General features: G+C 36.7%; 17 protein-coding genes. 16 read left to right on the plus strand and 1 reads right to left on the minus strand.

Annotation, left to right across the window (positions count from 1 at the left end):
• Positions 1-235 precede the first annotated feature (235 nt).
• The 9 genes from argC to clpB all read left to right on the plus strand — a co-directional run bounded on the left by argC (position 236) and on the right by clpB (position 12,305).
• Entirely contained in the window at positions 236-1,267 is a 1,032-nt protein-coding gene (gene argC / locus FSZ17_RS08100; RefSeq protein WP_057774841.1) for an N-acetyl-gamma-glutamyl-phosphate reductase, read from the plus strand.
• Positions 1,268-1,280: 13 nt separating this feature from the next.
• Entirely contained in the window at positions 1,281-2,513 is a 1,233-nt protein-coding gene (gene argJ, locus FSZ17_RS08105; RefSeq protein WP_057774269.1) for a bifunctional ornithine acetyltransferase/N-acetylglutamate synthase, read from the plus strand.
• 12 nt (positions 2,514-2,525) lie between these two features.
• Positions 2,526-3,299, plus strand: coding sequence for an acetylglutamate kinase (gene argB, locus FSZ17_RS08110; protein ID WP_057774265.1), 774 nt, complete (start codon positions 2,526-2,528; stop codon positions 3,297-3,299).
• On the plus strand, positions 3,296-4,453 hold the full coding sequence (locus tag FSZ17_RS08115) for an acetylornithine transaminase (protein WP_057774261.1): 1,158 nt from the start codon (positions 3,296-3,298) through the stop codon (positions 4,451-4,453). The genes argB and FSZ17_RS08115 overlap by 4 nt, the downstream gene beginning before the upstream one ends.
• A gap of 72 nt (positions 4,454-4,525) precedes the next feature.
• Positions 4,526-4,975, plus strand: a complete 450-nt coding sequence (locus tag FSZ17_RS08120; RefSeq protein ID WP_057774258.1) for a carbamoyl-phosphate synthase domain-containing protein — start codon at positions 4,526-4,528, stop codon at positions 4,973-4,975.
• Positions 4,968-8,075, plus strand: a complete 3,108-nt coding sequence (locus tag FSZ17_RS08125) for a carbamoyl-phosphate synthase (glutamine-hydrolyzing) large subunit (RefSeq protein WP_057774255.1) — start codon at positions 4,968-4,970, stop codon at positions 8,073-8,075. Before FSZ17_RS08120 ends, FSZ17_RS08125 begins: the two co-directional genes overlap by 8 nt.
• Positions 8,076-8,091: 16 nt before the next feature.
• Positions 8,092-9,048 (plus strand): ornithine carbamoyltransferase, encoded by a 957-nt coding sequence (gene argF / locus FSZ17_RS08130; RefSeq protein ID WP_057774252.1) that lies wholly within the window; start codon positions 8,092-8,094, stop codon positions 9,046-9,048.
• A 104-nt stretch (positions 9,049-9,152) separates the two neighbouring features.
• Positions 9,153-9,332: a YjzC family protein gene (locus tag FSZ17_RS08135; protein WP_057774248.1), complete on the plus strand. Its 180-nt coding sequence runs from the start codon at positions 9,153-9,155 to the stop codon at positions 9,330-9,332.
• A 375-nt stretch (positions 9,333-9,707) separates the two neighbouring features.
• Entirely contained in the window at positions 9,708-12,305 is a 2,598-nt protein-coding gene (clpB, locus tag FSZ17_RS08140) for an ATP-dependent chaperone ClpB (protein ID WP_057774244.1), read from the plus strand.
• Between the two features lie 504 nt (positions 12,306-12,809).
• On the opposite strand, the gene FSZ17_RS08145 is transcribed toward clpB, so the two are convergent.
• Positions 12,810-13,001, minus strand: coding sequence for a DUF2929 family protein (locus FSZ17_RS08145; RefSeq protein WP_057774241.1), 192 nt, complete (start codon positions 12,999-13,001; stop codon positions 12,810-12,812).
• 175 nt (positions 13,002-13,176) lie between these two features.
• Here FSZ17_RS08145 and FSZ17_RS08150 point away from each other — a divergent pair, with 175 nt between their 5' ends.
• The 7 genes from FSZ17_RS08150 (at position 13,177) to FSZ17_RS08180 (ending at position 19,513) form a co-directional block, all read left to right on the plus strand.
• On the plus strand, positions 13,177-13,917 hold the full coding sequence (locus tag FSZ17_RS08150) for a hypothetical protein (RefSeq protein ID WP_057774238.1): 741 nt from the start codon (positions 13,177-13,179) through the stop codon (positions 13,915-13,917).
• A gap of 88 nt (positions 13,918-14,005) precedes the next feature.
• A complete protein-coding gene (locus tag FSZ17_RS08155; RefSeq protein ID WP_057774235.1) occupies positions 14,006-14,830 on the plus strand; it encodes a Rossmann-fold NAD(P)-binding domain-containing protein in 825 nt (274 codons plus the stop codon).
• A 119-nt stretch (positions 14,831-14,949) separates the two neighbouring features.
• Entirely contained in the window at positions 14,950-15,909 is a 960-nt protein-coding gene (locus tag FSZ17_RS08160; protein ID WP_057774232.1) for a BMP family ABC transporter substrate-binding protein, read from the plus strand.
• 26 nt (positions 15,910-15,935) lie between these two features.
• Positions 15,936-16,130 carry a ComZ family protein gene (locus FSZ17_RS08165; protein WP_057774231.1) on the plus strand — a complete coding sequence of 65 codons (195 nt, stop codon included), beginning with the start codon at positions 15,936-15,938 and terminating at the stop codon, positions 16,128-16,130.
• Between the two features lie 184 nt (positions 16,131-16,314).
• Positions 16,315-17,247, plus strand: a complete 933-nt coding sequence (locus FSZ17_RS08170; protein ID WP_057774229.1) for a beta-ketoacyl-ACP synthase III — start codon at positions 16,315-16,317, stop codon at positions 17,245-17,247.
• Between the two features lie 61 nt (positions 17,248-17,308).
• Entirely contained in the window at positions 17,309-18,547 is a 1,239-nt protein-coding gene (gene fabF, locus FSZ17_RS08175; protein WP_057774226.1) for a beta-ketoacyl-ACP synthase II, read from the plus strand.
• Between the two features lie 126 nt (positions 18,548-18,673).
• Positions 18,674-19,513, plus strand: coding sequence for a DUF2268 domain-containing putative Zn-dependent protease (locus tag FSZ17_RS08180; RefSeq protein WP_228460305.1), 840 nt, complete (start codon positions 18,674-18,676; stop codon positions 19,511-19,513).
• Positions 19,514-19,611 lie beyond the last annotated feature (98 nt).

The raw sequence follows: 19,611 nt of genomic DNA on the forward strand, positions 1-19,611 counted from the left end.
AATTACCACCTTTTCCCGTAGTTTCTGTCCGTGGGAAAACGAACTTCTATCACTCAATTATATAAGTGTAAATAAATGAATCCTAAGATAATACTACTATTATATTGTAAAGTTGTAAAACATCAAGAAAAAACAGTTGATTTTATTTTTCCAAGTTTCTATAATAAGGGAAATACGATTTATAAATATAAATTAAAATGATTAAATATACAAAGAGGAAATGAAGGGAAAAGCTATGAAAGTTTCAATAATTGGAACAACTGGATATGGAGGAGCGGAATTACTGCGTATTTTATATAGACATCCTGAATTTGAAATTCAGTCTATTCATTCAACGAAAGAAGACCTTCCCATTTGGAAGGAATATCCTCACCTCTATGATGTAATGGACGAAAAATTGCAAAGCATTAACTCAGAAAAAATTGCGGAACAATCGGACATCGTTTTTCTTGCAACACCATCGGGAATTTCCGGGAAGCTAGCAGCAGATTTCGCTAATAAAGATATAAAAGTGATTGATTTATCAGGAGATTTAAGATTACCACCTGAGACGTATTTGCAATGGTACAAACATGAACCTGTCAATGAAGGCTTGACTGACAAAGCAGTTTATGGGCTATCAGAATGGTATAAGGAAGAAATTAAAAGTTCATCTTTGATTGCTAATCCAGGATGTTATCCTACATCAGCACTATTAAGTCTTGCACCCGTAGTGAAAGAAAATTTGATTGATCCATCAAGCATAATAATTGATGCGAAATCAGGTGTTTCTGGTGCTGGAAGATCTTTATCAAGAAATACTAGTTTTTCAGAGGCAAATGAGAACTTCAGAGCCTATAAAGTGAATGAACATCAGCATACACCGGAAATTGAGAAGCAGCTTCTGTTATGGAATAAAGAAATAAAACCAATAACATTTACAACACATCTATTGCCTATTACGAGAGGAATAATGACTACTAGCTATTCTCACCTATTAACAGCTTACACTACTCATCAGTTGCTTGAGCTATATAAAGAAATTTATAAAGGACATCCATTTGTCAGAATACGCCCTGAAAACAGCTTTCCATCTGTAAAAGAGGTTGCTGGTTCAAATTATTGTGATATTGGTCTTCATGCTGATCCGAGAACAGGCAGGCTAACAATAATATCAGTCATTGATAATTTAATGAAGGGTGCAGCAGGCCAGGCTGTACAAAATGCAAACATTATGTGTGGCTTTGATGATGAAGCAGGACTAGATTTTGTCCCAATGTATCCATAAGGAGGAATAAAAAATGCAAGCAGTATCCCAAACTGGGTTAATCAAAGAAATTACCGGAGGAAGTATCATTACCCCAAAAGGTTATAAAACTGATGGCGTTCATGCAGGTTTAAGATATTCGAAAAAAGATTTAGGAATTATTATTAGTGATGTTCCAGCAAATTGTGGTGCAGTTTATACTACGAGTCAATTTCAAGCAGCGCCATTAATAGTGACACAGGAAAGCATTGCATTTGAGGAAACAATCCAGGCAGTAGTAGTGAATAGTGCTTGTGCAAATGCATGTACGGGAGAGCGCGGCATAAGAGATGCATTCCAAATGAGAAAATGGACGGCGAAGAAATTTGATTTGCCTGAACATTACGTAGCTGTTGCATCTACTGGTGTCATAGGAGAATATTTGGCAATGGATAAGGTTGATACAGGAATTCAGAATTTTCAGCCTGGTATTGAGCCTGCTCATTCGGATGCTTTTCAAACTGCTATTTTAACAACTGATTTAGTGATGAAAAATTGCTGTTATTCAGCAAAAATTGACGGCAAAACAGTTGTTATGGGCGGGGCGGCAAAAGGGTCTGGTATGATTCACCCAAACATGGCAACTATGCTTGGATTTATCACTACTGACGCAAATATTGAAAGCAAGCACCTTTTGGCTGCGCTTAGGGAAGTGACAGATACAACATTTAATCAAATTACAGTGGACGGCGATACATCAACGAATGATATGGTTCTAGTTATGGCTAATGGCTTAAGCGGAAATACATCTCTTACACCTGATCATCCAGATTGGGATGTGTTCTTGCAATTGCTGGCAAAAAACTGTGAAAGTCTAGCAAAGCAAATTGCGAAAGATGGTGAAGGTGCAACGAAGTTAATTGAGGTTGAGGTAATAGGTGCTGAAACTGTTGTAGATGCAAGAAAGGTAGCTAAGCAAATTGTGGGTTCAAACCTAGTCAAAACAGCAATTTATGGTGAGGATGCCAACTGGGGGAGAATCATTGGAGCAATAGGCCAATCGAGTGTCAATATTAATCCTAGTTCTGTAGATATTGCCATTGGTCCTATTGTGATGCTAAAAAATAGTGTACCTCAAGCCTTTTCAGAGGAACAGGCTAGTGAGTATTTAAAAAATAAAATAATTCATATTTTTGTAGACTTAAATAATGGTAAGGGAAATGGGAAAGCATGGGGATGTGACCTATCGTATGATTATGTGAAAATTAACGCAAGTTACCGAACTTAAGGAGGAAATCGCATGAAAACCATTTTAATAAAATGCGGTGGAAGTGTGATGGATAAGCTAGCACCAACATTTTTTGAAAGTCTTAAAGAATTAGAAAGTAACGGGTATCAGCTTGTATTTGTGCACGGTGGAGGATCAGATATTAATAGGATGCTTGATTTATTCCAGGTTCCTCATGAATTTGTTGATGGTTTACGTAAGACAACTGCAAAAGCAATGGAGATTGTGGAAATGGTTTTGTCAGGTCACACGAATAGGAAGCTTGTATCAAACCTAGAATCTAAGGGATTAAAGGCTTTCGGATTGAATGGCAGTGACAGCAAATTTTTACAGGGGAGATTTATTGATCGGGAGAGGCTTGGTTTTGTTGGTGAAGTAGTGAAAATCAACCTTCGTATAGTGTCTTTGCTTTTACGAGAAAAATATATACCAGTTATTACTCCTATTGCTATTACTGAAAATGGAATCAAGCTTAATATAAATGCCGATTTTGCTGCTGCAGCAATTGCTAACGCCCTTCAAGTTGATAAATGCATTTTTGTCACAGATGTAGATGGAATTATGATTGATGGCAAGCTTATTCAACAAACCGATATAGCTGAAGTGCAAAGATATATTACTGAAGAAAAAATAACGGGCGGCATGATTCCTAAGGTTAAATCTGCGATAGATGCGATTGAAAAAGGACTTCATAGTGTGATGATCGTTTCTGGAGAAAAAAAGTTTTTTGAAGGTTCGGAATGGAGCGGAACAGAAATACATGCAAAAGAGAGGGTTTTACAATGAGCCATTTATTTCCTACTTATTCACGTTGGGAGATTGAGCCAGATTTCGCCGAAGGTAGCATCATTATAGATAAAGATGGAAAAAGATATTTAGACTTTACATCAGGGATTGGTGTATGCAATCTTGGGCATCGTCCAGAGGCAGTTCATCATGCCATTATCAAGCAGCTTAATCGTTTCTGGCATGTCTCTAACTTATTTATTCAAGAAGAGCAGGAAGTGGCTGCAAAGCTATTAGCAGATGCCGCGGAAATGGAATTGGTTTTCTTTGCTAATAGTGGAGCAGAAGCAAATGAAGCAGCAATAAAATTAGCACGAAAGGCGACAGGTCGAACGAAAATTATTACGTTTCATAACTCCTTTCACGGCCGTACTTTTGCTGCTATGTCTGCAACTGGTCAGGATAAGATCAAAACAGGATACGGACCAATGTTAGAAACATTTATATATGTTCCTTATAATAATATTGATGCCTTAAAACAAGAAGTGAATTCAGAAACAGCTGCTATAATGATCGAGATTGTTCAAGGTGAAGGCGGTATTCATATTGGAGAAAGAGAGTTTTTAAGTGAAGTTGAGCAGCTTTGTAAAGATTACGGAGCTCTCTTTATCATTGATGAAATCCAAACAGGAATTGGCAGGACTGGTAAACCTTTTGCATTCCAACATTTTCAATTAGCTCCGGATATCGTTACTTCTGCTAAAGGATTAGGAAATGGTTTGCCAATTGGAGCAGTGATTGGGAGGAAGGAACTTGAATCTGTATTTGGTCCTGGAAGCCATGGATCAACATTTGGCGGAAATCCATTATCCATTTCTGCTTCCATTGCAACGATGGAATCCATTTTTTGTGGAGAGTTTTTGAAGCAAGTGGAGCATAAAAGCCAATATCTGTTTGATAAACTGTCAAATGGTCTTCATTTAATTCCTGAAATATTGGAAATAAGGAAGCTTGGTATGATGATTGGAATTGAAACTTCTATTGATTTACCGACACTATTAAAAAAGCTTAGGGAAATGGGGTTGCTGGCACTCCCAGCAGGGAATAATGTTGTTCGATTGCTGCCCCCATTGACGGTAGTTACTGAGGAAATAGATGAAGCAGTAAACATCATTCAAGAAGCCGTTATTCATTTTTCAAAGACAGCCGTTTAGGCTGATTCTTTTTCGAATTTATGAATAAAAATGTAATTATGCAAATAAATATACAAAAATATGAGGTGGAATATGGAAGGATATTTGCATTTAAATAGCGGACAGAGTTTCAAAGGTCGCTGGGCTACACAACCGCCTGAAAAGGACGTAACGGGGGAAATCGTATTATTTACAGGTATGACTGGCTATGAAGAGGTACTGACAGATCCTTCTTATAAAGATAAAATTGTTGTCTTTACTTACCCCATTTTAGGGAACTGTGGCATCACGAATAATAATTTTTCTAATAAAAGACCTCATTTGGCCGGCATGATTGTTTATGAAGAGTGTTTATCTCCTTCGCATTACGAGTCTGAATATACACTTAATGAATATTTGCAGAAGTGGAATATTCCTATGCTTGTTCATATGGATACGAGAGCAATTTCAAAAAAAATTCGGAATCAAGTATCGGCTATTGCGATTATTTCCAGTACAGAACATCAAAAATCGGAGAAAAGGAGTGTGGTTGGATATGCCTAAAGACCCCAGTATTCACTCGATTCTAGTAATTGGATCAGGTCCGATTGTAATTGGCCAGGCAGCAGAATTTGATTATGCTGGGACACAGGCATGTGCAGCTCTAAAGGAAGAGGGCTATAAAGTTATTCTTGTTAATAATAACCCTGCAACCATTATGACTGATCAAACATTTGCAGATCAAATATATTTTGAGCCCTTAACGGTTGATAGCTTGGAGAAAATTATTGAAAAAGAAAGGCCAGATGGTCTTCTAGCAACATTAGGTGGTCAAACGGGTTTAAATTTGGCTTTTCAGCTAAATAAAGAAGGAATTTTAGATCGCTTTCAAATAAAGCTTCTTGGAAGTTCAATTGAATCAATTAAGAATGGAGAGGATCGTGAGGCATTTCGAAAGTTAATGAAGGTACTTGGGGAACCAGTGCCTGAAAGCGAAATCGTTCACGATATAGAAAATGCTCTAACTTTTGCAAATGAAATAGGCTTTCCTATTATCGTACGTCCTGCCTATACATTAGGGGGAACAGGAGGAGGCATTGCGAATAACGAACATGAGCTAATCTCCCTCGTTCAAGGCGGCTTAAGTGAAAGTGCAATTCATCAATGCTTGATCGAGAAAAGCATCGCTGGATTTAAAGAAATAGAGTTTGAAGCGATGAGGGACTCACAAAATCATTGTATTACAATCTGTAATATGGAGAATATCGATCCAGTAGGAGTTCATACTGGAGATTCCATTGTAGTAGCACCCACACAAACACTAACCCATGAAGAAGTTCACATGCTAAGATCTGCATCCATTAAAATTATCTCAGCTCTAGGGATTATTGGCGGATGTAATATACAATTCGCATTGGATCCATTTAGTAAAAAATATTATTTAATTGAGGTTAATCCAAGAGTTAGTCGCTCTTCAGCTCTTGCTTCAAAGGCAACTGGATATCCAATTGCACGCATAGCCACGAAGCTAGCAGTCGGATACACATTATCAGAATTAATCAATCCATTTACAGGTCAGTCATTTGAGAACTTCGAGCCAGAGCTTGATTATGTTGTTGTGAAATTTCCAAGGTGGACATTTGATAAATTTCCTCATGCTGATCGCAAGCTTGGAACACAGATGAAGGCAACTGGAGAAGTAATGGGGATTGACAGAAATTTTGAGAGGGCTTTATTAAAAGCTGTTCATTCACTTGAGCTTCATTCTATAGACTTAAAAATGCCTGATATAAGCAATAAAACAAATGATCAATTAGAATCACTTCTTGCACAGCAAACAGATGAAAGATTTTTTATTATATTTGAGCTAATTAGACGTGGATATACATTACAGGCTTTACATGAAAAAACGAAAATCGATTATTTATTCCTCCAATCCTTTAGGCAATTAGTAAATTTAGAAAATCAAATCTCCTCACTTTCTTTGTTAAAGGTTATAAAAGAGGAGCTGCAGCTTTTCAAAGAAAAAGGCTTTAGTGATAACTATTTAGCAAATGAGTGGAATGTTACGGAAAAGGATATAAGGAATTTGCGGAAAATTCATGGAGTTCTTCCGGTATATAAATCAGTCGATTCATGTGCAGGAGCTTATGAGGCTGAATCTAATTATTTTTATTCGAGCTATTTTGGAGAAAATGAACAAGTAAAAAGTGAGAATAGGAAAGTGCTTATTATTGGCAGCGGGCCAATACGAATTGGCCAAGGAATTGAATTTGACTACTGTTCTGTTCAAGGTGTATTTGCTTTGAAAGAAGAAGGTATAGAAACAATCATGATCAATAATAATCCAGAAACGGTCAGTACGGATTATACAACAGCAGATCGCCTCTATTTTGAACCTCTTACAATTGAAGCGATATTAAATGTGATCGAAGCGGAAGGTATTACAGAAGTGATCGTACAGCTTGGTGGTCAAACAGCATTGAATCTTGCTGCAGAGATTGAGGAATATGGAATTTCATTATTAGGTACGAACTCAAAAACGATTGATATACTCGAAGATAGAAAATGCTTTTACCAATTGCTTGATGAACTTAAGATTCCACATATTGATGGAGAAATTGCTTTTTCTAAAGATGAGCTGACAAAGGCTGTTCAAAAAATTGGGTTTCCAATATTAGTTCGCCCTTCCTATGTTATTGGCGGTAGAGGGATGGAGTTAATGAACAGCCAATACGAGTTCGAACAATATCTTCAAAAAGGAAATATTTCATATCCAATTCTTGTAGATAAATTCCTTCATGCTTTAGAAGCCGAGCTCGACCTAGCAGCAGATGGAAAAAATATCTGTGTTCCAGCTATCATGGAGCATATTGAAAAAACAGGCGTACATTCTGGTGATAGTATGTCCGTCTTGCCACCGAATAGTCTATCAAAATCAGTTCAAGAAAAAATGGTTAATTATGGTAAAAATATTGTTCGAAAGCTACAATACAAAGGTCTTATGAATATCCAATTTATCATACAGGGTGATAATGTTTATTTATTGGAAGTAAATCCTCGTGCAAGTAGAACTGCACCCATTATTAGCAAAGTAAGTAATGTCCCACTTGTTCAAATTGCGACAAAGGTATTGCTCGGGAAATATCATTTGTCAAAAGATATTTTGCCTTTTGATAAGAAGTGGGAATTTACATGTGTTAAATACCCTGTTTTTTCTAATTACGCATTGAAGGGTCTTGATTCGAAAGTAGGACCAGAAATGAAATCAACAGGGGAAGGAATATCTATAGCGTCTGGCTTTAACGAAGCAATGAGAAAATCCTTTCATACTAGCATAAACCAAAAAGAAATCACGAAAGTAATCATTGCTGATGGAGAAGAAAAGCATGAATTATCATCGCTTGCTATGCAATCTGGAATCAACCCAGTGCATACAAAAACGATGGATCAAACTGTAACTGAAAATGAAACGATTGTCCTCTATAATCCAAATCAAAGTGATGAAGACATTAAAATGAGAGAGATTGCTGTTAGGAATCGGTTTCTTACGTTTACTGAAAAGGAAACATTTATTGCATTTTTGCAATCCGTGAAAGTAAAGGATTGGGACGTTCGTTCCATTCATGATTGGCAAGAACAATTAAGTAAAAGTTTAATTTAAAGGGAGTGAATATATTTTGATTTCAATTCAAGCTGATGAAAAAAAAATAAATATAAAAGGTAAGGATTTTTTAACATTAGCCGATTTTTCCCCGGAGGTTATTAATGGCTTACTATTAAAAGCAAAAAAGCTAAAAAGTGCGTCTTTACTTGGATATCATTCTTCACCTCTGAAAGGGAAAATATTAGGAATGATTTTTGAGAAATCTTCGACACGAACAAGAGTATCATTTGAAGCAGGTATGCTTCAATTAGGCGGTAATGCCTTATATTTAAACAGTCAAGACATGCAATTAGGTAGAGGTGAGTCTATTGCTGATACAGCTAAGGTACTCTCACATTATGTTGATGCGATTATGATTCGCACCTTTTCCCATCATACGATTGAAGAACTTGCTTATCATGCAACAGTTCCTGTCATTAACGGATTAACAGATCTTTTTCACCCATGCCAGGCACTTGCAGATTTATTAACTCTTCAGGAGAAAAAAGGGGATCTTCCTGGATTAAAGCTTGTATATGTAGGTGATGGAAACAATGTGGCTCATTCATTAATGATTGCAGCTTCCAAAATAGGCATGGACATTACGATTGCCTGTCCTGTTGGTTATGAGCCTAAAAAAGAAATCGTGAAGATGGCTAAGGAATTTGCTGCTGCAAGTGGTTCTAATGTAACCATTACTAATAATGCTGTCGAAGCTGTGAATGATGCAGACGCTATTTATACGGATGTCTGGACGAGTATGGGGCAGGAATCAGAAAACGAACAGAGACTAAAGGTGTTTTCAAACTTTCAAGTAAATGAAAGTCTTGTTCAAAAAGCGAAAGATGACTTCATTTTTCTTCATTGTTTGCCTGCTCATAGAGGGGAAGAAGTATCTACAGCTGTCATTGATGGACCAAATTCAGCTGTTTTTCAACAGGCTGGAAATAGACTACATGTGCAAAAAGCACTTCTATCAGAAATAATGTAGAATGCTTGAAAAGTCAATAAAGAATGGAAAAAGATGTTTTCATGATGATTTTTGAAATTGGAAATAATATTAAAGATTTTAGGAATGAAGGAGGGGAATAAAATATGGGACAAAATCGACAATTTAGACCTGGACATAAAGCGCCTAATAATGGAATTTATATTGAAGTTGGGGAAACAGGAAGCAATGTGAACAATCCACAAATGATTAGGCTAAAAGCAGGGGACCGGTTTCCAGAAAACTCAAATCACAATCGTGTTTGGACGTATCAAAGAAAGCCATAAAGTGAAACTTTAATCAGTGGGGGTTTTCTTCATCCCCTACTGATTATTAGTTGAACCAATCACGCTCAAAACGCCACGTCCTATGGCTTTCGCCTGACTAGGACATCCTGTCCGTCGTCGGGCTTTTACGGGCAGTTTATCTCCCACCTAACTTCTTTGCTTTCGCTGAATTTTGAGGTGGGAGTATTACTGCCCGTTAATGCGGGATAAAATAGAAAAGTGAAAGTATTTACAAAAATGAATGAAATTACATTGGCCATCCTTTTATGGGTGGCTTTACATATGCTATAATATACACAAAGGTCAAAAAAGGTCAGAATTAATATCTAGCTCTGAGCGCGATTGGCTCTCCGCTTTTTAAAAAGGAGGATAAGCATGGATATAAACAAAATGACAGAACGGATGCAGGATGGTTTCATGACTGCACAAAATATTGCAATACGAGAACATCAACAAGAGGTAGACGACGTCCACTTATTTTTAGCACTATTAGAACAAGAAAATAGTTTGATGACCTCAATTCTGCAAAAAATGCATGTTTCGACTGACGACTTAATTAGTAATCTGCAACAGCTTTTAAGAAAAAAGCCTCAAGTATCTGGTACTGGGATTGAGCAAGGAAAGCTGTATATTACAGGGAATCTACAACGGATAATAGCAGAAGCAGATTCAATCATGAAGAATTTTGGTGACGACTATCTCTCAGTTGAGCATATTTTACTTGCGACTATTTTATCAAAATCAGACGTTGCTGATATTTTAAAACAAATAGATGTGAATAGGGAAACGCTGGGGCTGGCAATTAAAGATATAAGGGGGAATCAAAGAGTGACATCTCAAAATCCAGAAGCTACATATGATGCATTAAAAAAATATGGCAGGGATTTAGTCGCAGAGGTAAAGGCTGGAAAGGTTGATCCTGTAATCGGAAGGGATAGTGAAATCAGGAATGTAATCAGAATTCTTTCAAGAAAAACAAAAAATAATCCAGTATTAATTGGAGAGCCTGGTGTTGGTAAAACGGCGATAGTAGAAGGACTGGCTCAAAGAATTGTACGTAGAGATGTGCCTGAAGGATTAAAGGATAAAACAATCTTCTCACTTGATATGAGCGCCTTAATAGCTGGAGCGAAATTTAGAGGGGAATTTGAAGAGCGGCTTAAAGCTGTTTTAAATGAAATTAGAAAAAGTGAAGGACAAATTCTTCTTTTTATCGATGAGATTCATACTATTGTTGGAGCTGGGAAAACAGAAGGAGCTATGGATGCGGGTAATATGCTGAAACCTATGCTTGCTCGCGGTGAATTACATTGTATCGGTGCAACTACACTAGACGAGCATAGAAAATACATTGAAAAGGATCCTGCGTTAGAAAGGCGTTTTCAGCAAGTACTCGTTCAGGAGCCAAATGTGGAGGATTCCATTTCTATTTTGAGAGGATTAAAAGAAAGATATGAAATCCATCATGGAGTAAATATTCATGATCGGGCATTAGTTGCCGCAGTTACATTATCTGACAGATACATTTCAGATCGATTTCTTCCAGATAAGGCCATTGATTTAGTTGACGAAGCATGTGCAATGATCAGAACGGAAATTGATTCAATGCCTTCAGAGCTTGATGAAGTGACGAGAAGAGTTATGCAGCTTGAAATTGAAGAAGCTGCATTAAGAAAAGAAAGCGATGCGGCAAGTAAATCAAGGCTGATATCCTTACAAAAAGAATTGGCAGAACAAAAGGAAAAAGCTTATACAATGAAGGCGAAATGGCAGCTTGAAAAAGAAGGTATTCAAAAGGTACAAGAAAAAAGAGAAGTACTTGAAAAAATGCGCCGAGAACTGGAAGAAGCAGAAAATGAATATAATTTAAACAAAGCTGCAGAGCTTCGTCATGGAAAAATTCCTGCACTAGAAAAGGAATTAAAACAACTTGAGCAAGAAGTGAATGAGAATGAAGGGGAAAGACTATTAAAAGAAGAAGTAACGGAAGAAGAAATTGCTAATATCGTCGCAAGATGGACAGGAATTCCCGTTGTTAAGCTTGTGGAAGGTGAACGAGATAAGCTTCTACGGTTAGAAAGCATCTTGCATGAACGTGTTATTGGGCAGGATGAAGCGGTTCAGCTTGTTTCTGATGCTGTCCTTCGTGCAAGAGCGGGAATCAAAGATCCAAACCGTCCAATCGGTTCATTCATTTTTCTTGGCCCAACTGGTGTAGGGAAGACGGAGCTTGCAAAAGCTTTAGCACAAAGCTTGTTTGATAGTGAAGAACAAATGATTCGCATCGATATGTCTGAATACATGGAGAAGCATGCAGTTTCAAGATTGATAGGTGCTCCCCCAGGATATGTTGGATACGAAGAGGGCGGACAGTTGACTGAAGCAGTACGCAGGAAGCCATATTCGGTTATTTTGCTGGATGAAATTGAAAAGGCTCATCCTGAGGTTTTTAATATTCTCCTACAAATGCTTGATGATGGTAGAATTACGGATTCACAAGGAAGAACCGTAGATTTTAAAAATACAGTCATTATCATGACCTCTAATATTGGGTCGCAATTCCTGCTTGAACGCGTTAGTGGGGAAGTGTATATAAATGAAGAAACTCGGAATAAAGTGATGGGGCAATTAAGAAGTCACTTCCGTCCAGAGTTTTTAAATAGAGTAGATGAGATTATTTTATTCAAGCCTCTTTCAATAAATAATATTAAAGAGATTGTTGCTAAGCTTATCGATCAGCTCCAAGCTCGATTATCTGATCAGCATATTCAATTAAATATTACAGATGATGCTAAAGTTTTTATGGCTGAAAATGGATTTGATCCAATCTATGGTGCAAGACCGTTAAAACGCTATATTCAAAGAAATGTCGAAACGATTTTGGCTAAAAAAATCATTGCAGGGCTAATTAAAGATTATTCTGAGGTTAATATATCAATCGATAACGGTGAAATCGCTTTGAATATACATTAGAATAACTTGGTCTTCACCAAGTCTTTGTTTGGTGAAGGCCTTAGTTTTTCTTAGACGATCTTCTTAGCAGTTATTTTATTAGGCTCTTTTCGCATATATTGTTGCTTATGCCTTCAAATTTTGCCCGTTGATTTCCACTGCGGTCACTTGCTTTCCGCGGGGAGAGACGTGAGCCTCCTCGGCGCTTGCGCCTGTGGGGTCTCACGCTTCCCTCCATTCCCGCAGGAGTCAAGTGCCCTCCGCTCCAATCAACTCAGATAGTTAAATAAAAATTGCAATAAAAACAACAAACTTTACGAAAACAACCTTTTATTAAAGACGCATATTACTTTAGTACGTTAATAGACTTAAACTTTCCGATTAGCTGAAAAAAAGTCATCCTGAGAATCAGGATGACTTTTTTGACTAACTAGCTTCAAAAGGAGCTAGCACTTTTCATTGTTTAAATCCAGCGCCTTCGGAACAATCTGTAATTTGATTGTTGCAAAGGTGATTTCGCATTTCTTAATGTAAACTCTCTTTTTCAGCTGGTCCTGCAGGAATTATGGAAGATACGACAAAAATTAATATTGTTAATGCTACTCCTAGTATGGAACCAGTTTTAAAATCATAAGAAACACCAATCATTGAACTAACAACGTAAGTTACCATTTGAACAAGTAGAAAAGTCCAGAAAAATGTCCAAAAGAATCTCATCTTTCTCACCTCAACATTTTAAAATCCCTTATCATATTACCATATGGTGCATAATTAATAAACGTCTATACTGAAATTGATATTTAGTTTCTAAGAAAATTTAGGCAAATCCCCGTTCATTTTATGTGAACCTTCATACATTATTATGAACTAAGGCGTAAAGGGGTAAATAAAAATGGAAAGCCGGAACTTTATATTGGATACCGAGTGGAATATGATCCATTATCCTAATAAGCCAAATGGTTTCGGTATCCTAATAATTGGTGATGAAAAGCACTTTGTAACGGATAAAGGGAGTTTTTGGACACAGAATGAGGGGAAATTAGAGCTTTTACAAAAATTTAAAGAATCGGGCTATACGATCTTTTATTCCAATTTGTATAGAAAGAATTGGGGAAACGAGAAGGCAGTAAGATTATCAAGAAGATTGTATGAGCATGTGATACGCTCGGAAATATTAAATGGAAAAATTCATTTGCTTGCAGAAGGAATGGGGGCTCTAATTGCATTAAAATTAATGGGTGAAATGGGTCCTGGACTTATTCGTACATGTGTTTTTATAAACCCAATCTTATCTCTTAAGGACCATTTGGAAATGGAAAAAGAGCATAAATTTTTCTATAAAAAATTATTAAAAGAAATTGCCAACGCATTTCAAATCGATTTACTGCAAGTTGAAAATGAAATAAAAATCAAAAAGGAAGGTTTTGAAGATACAGGAAACATACCAGTAAGAATTATTCATATTATGTCAGATGCAAGGACATTTAACCAATCCAATCATATAAAGGGTCTCTTAGAAAAATGGAAGGAAAAAGAGCCTCCTGTATCAATTTGCTTTTTATTGCCTGAAAAAAAGCAATCCATAGGTTCCCAAATCGTTCATTTTATGAAAAAAAATGAAATGACATTATAATCATTCTCATATGCTGTAATCAAAAAAGAAATAATTGTATGTGATGAAACATAGGATACTCTTTAGAATGGTTTTGGGGGGATTTATTTTGGACAGTGCAGTGATCATTGGATCTTTCGAATTTTTAGGATTTCATTTTTGTCATGCTTTATTAGAGAGAGGATACGAAGTAAAAGGTGTTCATTTAGATAATGATGTAGATAATGCAATTTTAATAGAAAAGCGCTTGGAAATAGGAAGGAATGCAAATTTTAAAGAAGAATCATTTTCAGACTGGCTAATCTCTGATAGCATAAGTGAACAAACATTAGTCCTTATAGATTTTTACGACTATTTCATCAATCACCATACTGATTTTTTCGAAAAACTACATTTACTTGATGCCTATTTAATAAATAACAAAAAAAATATTAAAGAAACAAATTCTCGAGTTGTATCCCTTCTGCCTATTCAATGGCATCATCAAAAGAATGACAAAATCGATCATATCCTTCAAAAAGCATCTATTAGTCACTGTATCTATCTCCCTTCCATATATGGTCCATGGCAATCAAGCGCATTTTTATTTCAGCAATACCTATTAAAAAGCATGAGTCCTGAAACAAGGATTTCCATAAATGATCGTGAATGGTTTCACGATTTACTATACATTGAAGATATTGTAGATCCAATATTAATGTTGGCTGAAAAAAAATCAGCTTCTAGTATTTTGAAAAGTGAGGATCCAAATCATTGGAGAAAATGTGCGGATTACCTTTCCATTCCCGTTGAAGAAGATAAACTTAATCATCTTCAGGGGACACTTAATACCACTCATATAAATATAATAATAGTTAAAAGTCATCTCCTTTTTTCAGAAGGAATAGAAAATCAAAAACGGCATTTAAAGCTGTTGCAAGAAGGACGAATATGAGGGATAGGAAAAAAGTCTTTTCAAATTTTGCTTATAAAGGGTAGAATAAATAGAGTTGGGTGAATATGGTGAAATAAAAAATATTATTCGGCTATTTCGGAGAGGCGGATCAAAGGGAGATGCAAAAATTATTTGCACAATTTGGGATTCTTCTTTTAAGCCTTCTTTTATTGACCTCCTGTGGACAAGCAATGTCCTCAGGTAATCTTAAGAAAGCAGGCTTACTAATCCCTGATACTATAAATGATCAAGTGTGGGGAACGAAGGGCTATAAAGGAATGTTAAAGATTCAATCCCACCATAATATAGATGTATATTATAAAGAGGGCATGAATTCACAATTGGTTGTGGAACGTGCTGTTAAAGAATTTGACCAAAAGGGTGTTAACATCATTTTCGGTCATGGAAATGAATATGCGGAATATTTTAATGAAATATCTCCAAAGTATCCAAATATTCATTTTGTTAGCTTCAACGGAAATGCTGAAAACTCGAATACAACAAGTTTAAATTTTGAAGCATATGCAATGGGCTTTTTTGGCGGAATGATCGCTGGACATATGACAAAAACAGATACCGTTGGAATCATTGCTGCTTATGAGTGGCAGCCAGAAATCGAAGGCTTTTATGAAGGGGCAAATTTTGAGAACAAAGACGTTAATGTCATAATTGAATATGTCGGAAATTGGGATAATGATAAAAAGGCAATTGAACTTTTGGATAAAGTATTTGCAAAAGGTGTGGATGTTGTTTACCCTGCAGGGGATGGCTATAATGTTCCCGTAATTGAAAAGGTCAAAGAAGAAGGACACTATGCCATTGGGTATATATCAGACCAATCAGATCTTGGAGAATCTGCTGTATTGACAAGTACGGTTCAGCATGTGGATGTTCTATATGAATTAGTGGCAGATATGTTTGATAAAGGGGAACTAAAATCCGGAAATCTTTCATTCGATTTTCAAGATGATGTCATCACTTTAGGGAAATTTAGTTCTGACGTGGATCAAGAGTTTATTGATAAAATAAATAAAGCAATTGAAGACTATAAAAAAACGGGAAAACTACCTAACGAATAATGCAACTTTTGAGGAGGCAAAATACTATGCAATCAACAGATAAAACAATGGAATTTATGCAAATTGCGATGAAATATTTACCTGAAGCAAAACAACAATTAGAAAATGCAGGTGTCGAATTATCATTTGATATGATTCAGCCCTTCATGAACCTTTTTACTAAGGTTATGAACGAGGCCTATGAAATGGGCAAAGCAGAAGCTCTTGCCGAAAAGGAATAGAAACGAACCGGTCTTTTCGAGGAAGGCCGGTTTTTTATTGTTGCGAACTAACCTATTAATTTGATAAAATTAGTACCAAGTCATAATAATTGATAATAAAAATAAAAAGTAAAATTCTTAATGAAATTTCATGAAAATAGCTTGTCTAGAGCAGGAATGAGAATAAGGAAAAGGGAGTGGCTCCATGAATGCAGGAATTATAGGGATGGGCAGATGTTTGCCTGAGAAAATTCTCACTAATGAAGATCTAGAAAAAATGGTTGAAACATCAGATGAATGGATTAAGACGAGGACAGGTATCGAAGAAAGACGAATTGCAGATGATGACACAGATACATCTGATCTTGCATATGAAGCTGCAAAAAACGCTTTAGCTAACGCAAATATTTCTCCAGAAGATATTGATTTAATCTTGGTTGCAACTGTAACACCAGATCATCCGTTTCCATCCGTAGCGTGCTTCCTTCAGGAAAGGTTAGGAGCAATTAATGCTGCAGCAATGGACATTAGTGCTGCATGTGCAGGCTTCATGTATGGTATGATAACAGCAAAACAATTTATTGAAACAGGAGCTTATAAACATATCTTAGTTGTGGGTGTCGAAAAGCTTTCAAAAATTACGGATTGGGAAGACCGAAATACAGCTGTTTTATTTGGGGATGGTGCAGGGGCAGCGGTTATTGGTCCTGTTTCGGAAGGAAGAGGAATTCTTTCTTTTGAACTTGGTGCAGATGGAACAGGAGCAAAGCATTTATATCAGGATGAATACATCATCATGAATGGTCGTGAAGTTTTTAAATTCGCAGTCCGACAAATGGGAGAAAGCTGTATCCATGTTTTAGAAAAAGCTGGCCTTTCAAAAGAGGATGTTGATTTACTCATCCCTCATCAGGCGAATATTCGCATTATGGAAGCAGCTAGACAACGGCTTGAGTTGCCAGTGGAGAAAATGTCAAAGACAGTCCATAAGTATGGAAATACTTCCTCGGCTTCAATCCCAATTGCACTCGTTGAGGAGTTGGAAGCTGGTAAAGTAAAGGATGATGATATAATCGTAATGGTAGGCTTCGGCGGCGGTTTGACATGGGGAGCTATTGCCTTACGATGGGGAAGATAATCATCTTATTCATGAAAAATGAACGATTAATAACTAAGATAATAAAGGAGATATTATGAGCATGAATAAAAGAAGAGTCGTCGTGACAGGTATTGGAGCTGTAACACCACTTGGAAATGACGCTGAAACAACATGGAAAAATGCTTTAGGTGGAGTAAGTGGAGTCGGTCCATTAACACGTTTGAATGCAGATGAATATCCTGCTAAAGTAGCTGCTGAGGTAAAGGATTTTAATGCTGAAGTATTTATCGATAAAAAAGATGCTAGAAAGATGGACCGCTTTACTCATTATGCAGTTGCTGCATCATTAATGGCAGTGAAAGATGCAAATTTATCGATTAATGAAGAAAACGCACATCGCATCGGGGTATGGATTGGTTCTGGGATCGGTGGCATGGAAACATTTGAAAATCAATATGAAACATTTCTAAATCGAGGATATAGAAGGGTGAGTCCGTTCTTTGTTCCAATGATGATTCCTGATATGGCAACAGGGCAAGTGTCTATTATGTTAGGAGCTAAGGGATTTAACTCTTGTACAGTTACTGCATGTGCAACAGGAACAAATTCAATTGGCGATGCATTTAAGGTAATCCAGCGTGGGGATGCAGATGCGATGGTTACAGGAGGGGCCGAAGCACCGATTACGAAAATGTCGGTTGCAGGTTTCTGTGCAAACACAGCCCTTTCTACAAATCCTGATCCGAAAACGGCTAGCCGTCCATTTGATAAAAATAGGGATGGATTTGTCATTGGAGAAGGTGCAGGAATCGTGATTCTAGAAGAACTAGAGCATGCTCTTGCACGAGGTGCAAAAATTTATGCTGAAATTGTCGGTTACGGTGCAACAGGGGATGCCTACCATATTACTGCACCAGCTCCTGCAGGAGAAGGCGGTGCAAGAGCAATGAAAATGGCTATTCACGATGGTGGGCTAAAGCCAGAGGATATCGACTATGTGAATGCCCATGGAACAAGCACCGATTATAATGACAAATATGAAACTTTAGCGATTAAAGAAGTATTCGGGGAACATGCTTATAAACTTGCGGTAAGCTCAACAAAATCAATGACTGGCCACCTTCTTGGTGCAGCTGGCGGAGTCGAAGCTATTTTTACAGTTTTAGCTTTGAAGGAAGGTGTATTGCCGCCAACCATTAACTATGAAACACCAGATCCTGAATGTGATTTGGATTATGTGCCAAACGAATCAAGAAAAAAAGAAATAAAAGCGGCTTTAAGTAATTCATTAGGATTTGGCGGACATAACGCAACAATTGTATTTAAAAAATACGAATAATAACCTGATAAGATGGGGTTGTCTCTAAGTCGATTTATCGACTAAGAGACAACCCTCTTTTTTTGGCCTTACTACAAGAACGGAAGAATTATTACCACATAAACTAGAATGAAAGAATTTGTTTGTATGTATGGGAATCGGATGGGGGGAGGATTCTTTGGGGTAGTTAGAACGGATAAATGGCTTGAAGAGGATTTCAATAATCCCATTAAGATCTGTGAAAGATTATTGAAAGTATTTTCAGAGGAAGAGGGTAAATCAGTTGAGATATATAATTATTTAAAGAAATTTGGAATGTACAAACCAAATAGAAGAAGCTATGAATGCTTCGAGGCGCTTAAGAGAAGGGATTATTGGGGAAAGGCAGAGAAGATTTTTCGGAAATACGAAAAAAAATGGAAAGGTCCTAATATTCCTATATACATTTTTCCGATCGTGGGAAAAACTTCCATATTTTCTCAGACTTATAATACTAAGTCAGGTGTAGCTTTTCAAGATAAGATGTTCCTTTTTATATCACCATTTGATGATGATAAGGAACTAGAAGCTCTTTTCGTGCATGAATACCACCATGTTTGCAGGCTTCATCATAAAAAAAAGAATAGTGAAGCATTTACTTTGCTCGATTCAATCATATTGGAAGGGCTTGCTGAGCATGCTGTAGAGGAGTGCTGCGGGCAAAAGTATAAGGCAAAATGGTGTAATTATTATTCTAGGAAAGATATTTTATATTTTTGGGGAAGGTATTTGAAGCCGAAACTTATGATAAAACAGAATTCTCAACTTCATGATGAAATTCTTTTCGGAAAAAAAAATTACCCAAAAATGCTTGGGTACTCTACGGGTTATGAAATCGTTTCCATGTACAAGGAGGAAACTAATTTTTCATTGAAAGATTCTTTTCTTCTCCCGTCTGAACGCTTTTTAACGGGCTTAAAAAATATTAATCATTCAAATAATACTTAAATTAGGCTGGGTAGTACATCTATCCAGCCTATTATTTACACTGATGGCGGACAAATAAATTAAATAATTGGTAAATTCTAATTAGATTGATTTTTAAT

The sequence above is a fragment of the Cytobacillus dafuensis genome (genome assembly GCF_007995155.1).
Classification (GTDB): Bacteria; Bacillota; Bacilli; order Bacillales; family Cytobacillaceae; genus Cytobacillus; species Cytobacillus dafuensis.

What these genes read in the sequence shown, in the direction of transcription:
- argC (WP_057774841.1), top strand. Translation starts at nt 236, where the DNA reads ATGAAAGTTTCAATAATTGGAACAACTGGATATGGAGGAGCGGAATTA.
- argJ (WP_057774269.1), top strand. Translation starts at nt 1,281, where the DNA reads ATGCAAGCAGTATCCCAAACTGGGTTAATCAAAGAAATTACCGGAGGA.
- argB (WP_057774265.1), top strand. Translation starts at nt 2,526, where the DNA reads ATGAAAACCATTTTAATAAAATGCGGTGGAAGTGTGATGGATAAGCTA.
- FSZ17_RS08115 (WP_057774261.1), top strand. Translation starts at nt 3,296, where the DNA reads ATGAGCCATTTATTTCCTACTTATTCACGTTGGGAGATTGAGCCAGAT.
- FSZ17_RS08120 (WP_057774258.1), top strand. Translation starts at nt 4,526, where the DNA reads ATGGAAGGATATTTGCATTTAAATAGCGGACAGAGTTTCAAAGGTCGC.
- FSZ17_RS08125 (WP_057774255.1), top strand. Translation starts at nt 4,968, where the DNA reads ATGCCTAAAGACCCCAGTATTCACTCGATTCTAGTAATTGGATCAGGT.
- FSZ17_RS08135 (WP_057774248.1), top strand. Translation starts at nt 9,153, where the DNA reads ATGGGACAAAATCGACAATTTAGACCTGGACATAAAGCGCCTAATAAT.
- clpB (WP_057774244.1), top strand. Translation starts at nt 9,708, where the DNA reads ATGGATATAAACAAAATGACAGAACGGATGCAGGATGGTTTCATGACT.
- FSZ17_RS08145 (WP_057774241.1), bottom strand. Translation starts at nt 13,001, where the DNA reads ATGAGATTCTTTTGGACATTTTTCTGGACTTTTCTACTTGTTCAAATG.
- FSZ17_RS08150 (WP_057774238.1), top strand. Translation starts at nt 13,177, where the DNA reads ATGGAAAGCCGGAACTTTATATTGGATACCGAGTGGAATATGATCCAT.
- FSZ17_RS08160 (WP_057774232.1), top strand. Translation starts at nt 14,950, where the DNA reads ATGCAAAAATTATTTGCACAATTTGGGATTCTTCTTTTAAGCCTTCTT.
- FSZ17_RS08165 (WP_057774231.1), top strand. Translation starts at nt 15,936, where the DNA reads ATGCAATCAACAGATAAAACAATGGAATTTATGCAAATTGCGATGAAA.
- FSZ17_RS08170 (WP_057774229.1), top strand. Translation starts at nt 16,315, where the DNA reads ATGAATGCAGGAATTATAGGGATGGGCAGATGTTTGCCTGAGAAAATT.
- fabF (WP_057774226.1), top strand. Translation starts at nt 17,309, where the DNA reads ATGAATAAAAGAAGAGTCGTCGTGACAGGTATTGGAGCTGTAACACCA.
- FSZ17_RS08180 (WP_228460305.1), top strand. Translation starts at nt 18,674, where the DNA reads ATGTATGGGAATCGGATGGGGGGAGGATTCTTTGGGGTAGTTAGAACG.